We start from the raw sequence: 327 nt of genomic DNA on the forward strand, positions 1-327 counted from the left end.
TCTCCATGCGCGGCACCGACCACCAGGCGACGGCCACGGCCGCCGCGACGACCGGCACGGCGGCGATCCGCGCGGCACGGCGGCGCACCAGCCGGAAGTGCTCGGGGCGCAGTACGAGACCCAGCACGAAGCACGGCAGGAACTGCAGCACCCGCTGCATGTTCAGGTCGTTGCCGATGCTGGGCGTCACGGAGGCGAGCCCCGCGATGGCCAGCGAGATCGGCAGCGGCCAGCGGATCGTCTGCCAGATCGGCGTCGTCAGCCGCCAGACGAACAGCGCGCACAGGAACCACAGGAGATAGGTGGGGTCCAGCAGGCTGAAGTCGC

1 pseudogene is annotated in these 327 nt (G+C 70.9%); it reads right to left on the reverse strand.

Features of this window, described 5'->3' with window-relative positions:
- A pseudogene (locus ACLWS4_RS38185) lies at positions 1-327 on the reverse strand (hypothetical protein); the annotation flags it as partial.

Source organism: Kitasatospora sp. SC0581 (assembly GCF_048159585.1).
Lineage (GTDB): Bacteria > Actinomycetota > Actinomycetes > Streptomycetales > Streptomycetaceae > Kitasatospora.